The organism is Mesorhizobium sp., assembly GCF_005063415.1.
Taxonomy (GTDB): Bacteria; Pseudomonadota; Alphaproteobacteria; order Rhizobiales; family Rhizobiaceae; genus Mesorhizobium.
In genome coordinates this window covers 42,013-48,454 of sequence record NZ_SUEG01000030.1, presented here as the reverse complement: position 1 = coordinate 48,454, position 6,442 = coordinate 42,013, and the positions used below count along the sequence as shown (strand labels likewise).

Genomic DNA, 6,442 nt, shown 5'->3' with positions numbered 1-6,442 from the left:
ATCCCGTGGGATGGGTGGGTTGGGGACTATTCCCGTATCCGTGACGAAATCGAGCGCTGCTACCCCCAACATTTCCGCGACTTCAACGAGCGTTTCCTGACGCCCGGCGGCTTCCACCGCGACATCAAGGCGAGCAAGCGAGTGTGGGAGACGCCGAACAAGAAGGCCAATTTCAAGCTGCCAAGTGGCCTTGAAACCGACCCTGACATCGATGTCGCCGGCCACGATGTGCTGACACTGATCACGGTGCGCTCCAATGACCAGTTCAACACGACCGTCTACGGCTACAACGACCGGCTGCGCGGCATCAGCGGCACACGCATGGTGCTGTTGATGAATGAAAAGGATATCCAGCGCCTCGGTTTGAGCGCGGGACAGGAGGTCGATCTCGAAGCCAATGCGCACGATGGTGTGGAGCGCCGCGTGCACGGGCTGCGCATCACGCCTTTCTCGGTGCCGGAGGGAAATTGCGCCGGTTATTATCCCGAGCTCAACCCGCTGGTTCCTTTGTGGCACAGAGCCGAGAAGGCTCATGTTCCGGCAGTCAAATCGGTACCGGTGCGGATATTGCCATAGGCGTTCGTTGTTCGCGGCAGGCACGCGCCACGCCGATATGACCTGGCACGACTTTCAAAATCGAGACCTCAGCAGGCCTGCGCGAGTTCATCCACGGCATTCAGGATCGCACTCTGGCTCGCCGGCTTCTGTACGATCCTGCAAGTGCGGAAACCTGCCGGAATTTCGCGTTCGCCATACCCGGAGAGAAAGGCGAACGGAACACCGCGCGTCCGCAACGCTTCCGCGATCGGATAGCTGGTCTCGTCGTTCAACTGGATATCCAGCAACGCCGCGTCGATGCCGCCTTCGCCAACGAGCCGGAGTGCTGCCGTCACCGACGAAACAGGCCCGACCACCTGATGGCCGGCTTTGCGCAGGTAAGCCGCCGCGTCGTCGGCGATCAGCCATTCGTCCTCGACGATCAGCACACGCATCTTTCCGGTCACGACGAGCCCTCGCGGGTCAGAGGGAATGCGATTTCCGCCTCCAAACCATTTGAGTGGAAACTTGTTTCAACCTTTCCGCCCAGCCTGTAACCGATTTCTCCGCGCAGGAGGGTTAGGCCGAAGCCGCTGTCGGTTGGCTCCTTGATGCGGGGGCCGCCCTTCTCGCGCCAGACGAGCCTGAAGGCTCCGTCCACCACCGACCATTTCACGACTATCCGGCCGGCAGGTTTCGACAGTGCGCCATATTTGGCGGCATTCGTCGCCAGTTCATGGATTGCCATGCCGAAGGAAAGCCCTTGTACCGGCTTGAGGCTCACCCGTTTGCCATGGAGTTCGAACCGTTCGGCCCCGAAGGGATCGAGTTCCTGGCGCAGCAGTTCCTCGACGGAAGCTTCGGTCCAGCTTTCTCGCGAGAGCAGACTGTAGGCTCGTGACATCGCCTGCAGCCGGCCGATCAGGGCGTCGGCGAACTCGTCTTTCGACGCCGAGTTTTCACGTGTCCGGTTGGTGATGCTGGCGACGACTGCCAGCATGTTCTTGACGCGATGGTTCAGCTCCGAGATCAGCACCTGCTGACGCTCTTCCGCCTGCGCCAGTGTCGTCACGTCGATCAGCGTCACGACGACGCCCTGGATGCCGCCGCTCTTGTCCCGATAAGGGTTGATGCGAACCAGGTGAAACCGGCCGTTGTCATCGCGCGCAAGATGATGGTTCAGGGTCTCTCCCGACTCGAACACAGCCTGGATGTGCCGCTTCAGCTCGGGGTAGTCGAGCTGGCTCGAAAGATCGGTCAGCGGCCGGCCGACATCGGATGGACGCAAGTTGAAGAAGGATGATGCGGCGGGAGTGAAAGTCCGCACCACAAGGTTGCGGTCGAGGAAGATGGTCGCGATTTCCGTGCTTTCGAACAGGTTTCTGAGATCGCTGTTAGCGCGGTCGAGTTCCTCTATCTTGCCGGTCAGCTCCGCGTTGATGGTGTTGAGCTCTTCGTTGAGCGACTGCATCTCCTCCTTCGATGCCTCAAGCTCCTCATTGGTCGACTGCGCCTCTTCATTGACCGAGACGAGTTCCTCGTTCGAAGACTTTACTTCCTCCAGCGCGGTTTCGTATTCCTCGATGGTCGACTGCAGCCGCTCGCGTGTGTCGCGCAACTCCCGTTCGAGATCGGACGCGCCGTCGGTGCCGCGGCTTTCGCGTGCCGGCTCGGAGCGTAGCTGGGCCTGTCCCACCGGATTGAACAGGACGAGGTAGAGGGGCTCGCCATTGCCGCGCCCGGTGTACGGTTCGACCGTCAGTGTAATGAACTGAAGCTGTCCCTCATCTTCCTCGACGGCTATGTTCTCCCGCACGACCGTGCGGCGCGTCGTGGCTGCTTCCCGCAACGCGGCGCGCAGCTCAAGTCTCAGCCCACGGCGGGCCAGGGTCACCAGCTGCCGACTCGGGGCGCCTTGCGGCGCTTCCAGATATTTGCCCGTCCGCGCCGAATAGTAGACGATGTCGCCATCGCCATTGACCAGCACGTGAGGCGGGGCGAACCGCTCCAGCACCTGAGCCTCGATCGCCTGGCGGAGCGAATGGCTGGCAGCATCGTTCTTCGAGCCACCGCGTCCGACCGGACGGAGATCCGTGCGGCCATTGCCGACAAGGACCGGCGGCCGGAGCGTGGCATGTTCCCGCGCCCGGAATATCCGGTGCTTCTTGTCGACCGTGGCAAACAGGTCGCCGTGCTGACCGACGCTTTCCGACGTGCCCAGGAACAGATAGCCGCCCGGCCTCAGCGCGTAATGGAAGATCGGGATGACCCGGTTCTGGATGTGCGGGCCGAAATAGATCAGCAGGTTGCGGCACGAAATCATGTCGATGCGCGAGAAGGGAGGATCGCGGATAACGCTGTGCGGTGAAAAAATGCACAGTTCGCGCACCTCTGTACCCAGCACATAGCTCTCGCCGTCGCTGTGGAAAAAGCGTTGCCTGCGCTGTGGCGATAGCCCGTGCAGCAGCGCTTCGGGATAACGCGCCGCACGCGCCACCGAGAGCGCCGGCTCGTCGATGTCGGTCGCGAATATCTGGACGCGCGGCGAAGCGGAAAGCTTGTCCATGCGCTCGCGCATCAGCATGCCGATCGAGAACACCTCCTCGCCGGTGGCGCAGCCGGGCACCCAGACACGCACCGCATCGGAGGCGTTCTTGCCCTCGAAAATCTGCGGTATGATCTTTTCCTCCAGCAATTTGAACGCTTCGGCGTCGCGAAAAAAGCTGGTGACATTGATGAGCAGGTCGCGAAACAGCTTCGCCACCTCGTCGGGATCCCTCTTCAGCCGTTCTATGTAGGTGGTGATCGACTGCAGCTGCGTGATCTGCATGCGCCGCTTTACGCGACGCAGGAACGTCTTGGTCTTGTAGCCGGAAAAATCGTGACCGGAATGGCTGCGCAAAATGGCGTAGATTTCGTCGCGGGCCCGATCTAGGTCGGCCTTGTGCTCGTCGTCCGCTTCGGCCAGTCCGCTCAGCACCTCGAAGCCGCGGGCAAACGCCTGAAGCTTTGCACCGATCTGATCGGCGGGCGCCGCTATGTCGATCAGGCCGCTCGAAATCGCACTCTGCGGCATGTCCGGGTTGCGGGGGCCGTACCCGTTGGACGCCTGGGCTATGGTCAGCCCGCCATGCTCCTTGATTGCCCTAGCGCCGAGCGTGCCGTCCGAATCGCCACCCGACAAGATAATGCCGACCGCATACTCGCCCTGGTCCTCGGCCAATGCACTGAAGAAGATGTCAATCGGCTTGCGCTCGCGGTTGAGCGTGTTCGGCCGGCGCAGTGAAAGCGCGCCCTTACGGATGGTGAGGACGACGTTTTGTGGCATCACATAGACCTGGTCCGGTTGGACCGCTACACCCTCTTCGGCCACGACGACCGGCATTTCGGTGTAACGTCGGATGACCTCGTGCAGCAGGCTCTCCCGTTCCGGGCTGAGATGCGTGACGATGACAAACGCCATGCCGGTGCCGTCGGTCAGTCCTTTGAACAGGCCCTCCATTGCAGGAATGCCACCGGCCGATGCACCGACGCCGACTATGGGAAATCTTCCATTCTGGGATGCCACGCCAAGCCCCTGGTAACCGCCGCGAACACGAAGCCGTCAAATCAGGCCTCAGACCCAAATCGCGCCTGAGACTAAGACCGGGCCGAGCCTCAGGCCAGCGAATAGTCTACCAACGGAACAAAGGACCGCCGGTGGGCATTAACATTTGACTTTGGAGGCGGTTCCAATGGCAAAACGACCACCTGAAATAAAGCGGGCTAGGCAAATCCTGTTGCCCTCGCCGGATCTGACCAAGTTTCCCGTATCTGAAAACATTCCGCCTCGCCTGCTCGCGCTCGCGGAACGATTGCAAGAGCTTCTGGCCAGCCACTTTGAACAAGTCTGCGCCGACGGCCGTAAAACCCGCAGGAAGAAGGAACAATGAGGTGCGCGACCTGCAAGGCTTGCATATCCTGATCGTCGAGGACGAATGGATGCTGGCGGGCGATCTTGCACGTTACTTCAGCAAGATGGGCGCCGTCGTGCTTGGCCCAGTGGCGACGGTCGAACAGGCATCGAAACATACGGACGAGGCGGAAGCTGCGATCCTGGACGTCAATCTCAACGGACGACGGGTATTCCCGATCGCCGACGAGTTGATGCGCCGTGGCGTGCCGTTCGTGTTTTTCAGCGGCGATGAAGACATCGTTATTCCTGAGCGCCTTCGGTATGCCAGCAGCCTCCGAAAATCCTCGGACACCCAGGCTGTCTTCGATGCTCTCTTCCCAGCCGAGACGTCGGCATCGAAAGGAGGTCGAGTGTCGGAGCCCTCGGACGACGTATTTTCGCTGCTGCCTAAGCTCAGGCTCGCCGCGCGTCTGCTGCTGGGAGATGTGGAGGCTTCCGACCGGCTGGTCGAGCGAACACTCGAACAGGCCATCGGCGAAATCGACAAGAGAAGATCGGGCTCCTCCACCGAGGACTGGCTCAACGGCATCATGCGAAACATCGTCAGGGCACGTGGAGCAAACCTGCTGCACTGACCGTGGCCGCTGCCGGCAACTAGACGATGTTAGCCTTTCCGGCTGCGCTCGACGAATTTGTTGAAGCGGCTGGTTTTTCCGCCGCTGGTCTCATCCTGGTAGAGGAAGGCCAGTTCGTTCTCATCGAATATCCTGAAGAACTCGTCCCACTCGACGGGCTCGAACGTCTCTTCAGGCTCGCCGAAATCGATGCGCAATATGCCGCCCTCGCCTTTGGTGCGCACCACCGCCGGCCGCCCGTCGCGGTCCTCGGCCCAACGGCGGATTTCGTCGTGATCGGTGGTCGTCTTCGATTCAGACATCGCAATCTCCCTTCGATTCCACCGCGAGATCCCCCGCGTTGCACAACCAGCAGATGCATCGCTGCCCGGCATGTGCGCGCGGTTGGTCGAACATGGCTCCTAACACCAAGCAGCCTTCGATGTTCCCACGCCTGCTTGAAACCTACCCCGGCGAGCCTCCTGAACTTTGTTGAAGCAAGGGAACAAACCTTTCGCCCGGAAGTTTGGGGCGGCAAAGCCATTCGTATGAGGAGTTGTCGTGAAACGTATACTGGTCACGGGAGGCTGCGGTTTTATCGGCCGCCACGTCGCCCAGGAACTCGTTGAACATGGCTATGGGGTTTCAATTCTCGATGCGCTGCTGGACCAGGTGCATGGCGGCGAGGCAATCAGCCTGCCGCCAGGCGCCAAGCTGATCAAAGGCGACGTTCGTGATCGCGACGCCATCGCAGAGGCGGTCGACGATGTCGACGCGATCATTCACCTGGCGGCTGAAGTGGGCGTCGGCCAGTCCATGTACGAGATCGCCCGCTATGTCGGCGCCAACGACCTCGGCACCGCCACGCTGCTGGAGGCGCTGATCAAACGGCCGATCGAACGGATCGTCGTTGCTTCTTCGATGAGCGTCTATGGCGAGGGTCTCTATGCCACGCCAGACGGCCGGCGCGTCGACAATGCAAGACGGCAGCCGGACGACATCCGCAGCGGCCAATGGAATCCCCTGTCGCCGGAAGGTGAAGTCCTGTCGCCGCTGCCCACCGACGAGCAGAAACCGGTCGACCTCGCCTCGATCTACGCACTGACAAAATTCGCCCAGGAACGCGCCGTACTGATCTTCGGCGAAGCCTATGGCGTCGACGCGGTGGCGCTGCGCCTGTTCAATGTCTTCGGCGCCGGACAGGCGCTCTCGAACCCGTATACCGGCGTCCTGGCGAACTTCGCCTCGCGCATCGCCAACGGCCAGCGGCCGCTGATTTTCGAAGACGGCGAACAGCAGCGCGATTTCGTGCATGTGCGCGACGTTGCCCGCGCCTTCCGGCTGGCGCTGGAACAGCCCCAGGCGCGCGGCCATGTCATCAATATCGGCAGCGGGC

6 protein-coding genes and 1 pseudogene are annotated in these 6,442 nt (G+C 61.3%); 4 read left to right on the top strand and 3 right to left on the bottom strand.

The genetic code is table 11. From position 1 onward, the window contains the following. Window positions 1–576: molybdopterin dinucleotide binding domain-containing protein (locus E5W70_RS11135; RefSeq protein WP_292657651.1), on the top strand; the 576-nt coding region annotated here is incomplete at its 5' end. A gap of 68 nt (window positions 577–644) precedes the next feature. On the opposite strand, the gene E5W70_RS11130 is transcribed toward E5W70_RS11135, so the two are convergent. Next, complete coding sequence (locus tag E5W70_RS11130) at window positions 645–992, bottom strand: response regulator (protein WP_292657649.1); 348 nt, start codon at window positions 990–992, stop codon at window positions 645–647. Window positions 993–1,000: 8 nt separating this feature from the next. Continuing rightward, window positions 1,001–4,105 (bottom strand): CheR family methyltransferase, encoded by a 3,105-nt coding sequence (locus E5W70_RS11125; protein WP_292657646.1) that lies wholly within the window; start codon window positions 4,103–4,105, stop codon window positions 1,001–1,003. A 166-nt stretch (window positions 4,106–4,271) separates the two neighbouring features. On the opposite strand from E5W70_RS11125, the gene E5W70_RS11120 reads away from it, so the two are divergent. Next, window positions 4,272–4,469: a hypothetical protein gene (locus E5W70_RS11120; protein WP_292657643.1), complete on the top strand. Its 198-nt coding sequence runs from the start codon at window positions 4,272–4,274 to the stop codon at window positions 4,467–4,469. Window position 4,470: 1 nt separating this feature from the next. Continuing rightward, window positions 4,471–5,067 carry a response regulator gene (locus E5W70_RS11115; RefSeq protein ID WP_292657641.1) on the top strand — a complete coding sequence of 199 codons (597 nt, stop codon included), beginning with the start codon at window positions 4,471–4,473 and terminating at the stop codon, window positions 5,065–5,067. A 29-nt stretch (window positions 5,068–5,096) separates the two neighbouring features. On the opposite strand, the gene E5W70_RS11110 is transcribed toward E5W70_RS11115, so the two are convergent. Next, a complete protein-coding gene (locus E5W70_RS11110; RefSeq protein WP_023676123.1) occupies window positions 5,097–5,369 on the bottom strand; it encodes a hypothetical protein in 273 nt (90 codons plus the stop codon). Window positions 5,370–5,607: 238 nt separating this feature from the next. On the opposite strand from E5W70_RS11110, the pseudogene E5W70_RS11105 reads away from it, so the two are divergent. Beyond that, a pseudogene (locus E5W70_RS11105) lies at window positions 5,608–6,442 on the top strand (SDR family NAD(P)-dependent oxidoreductase); the annotation flags it as partial.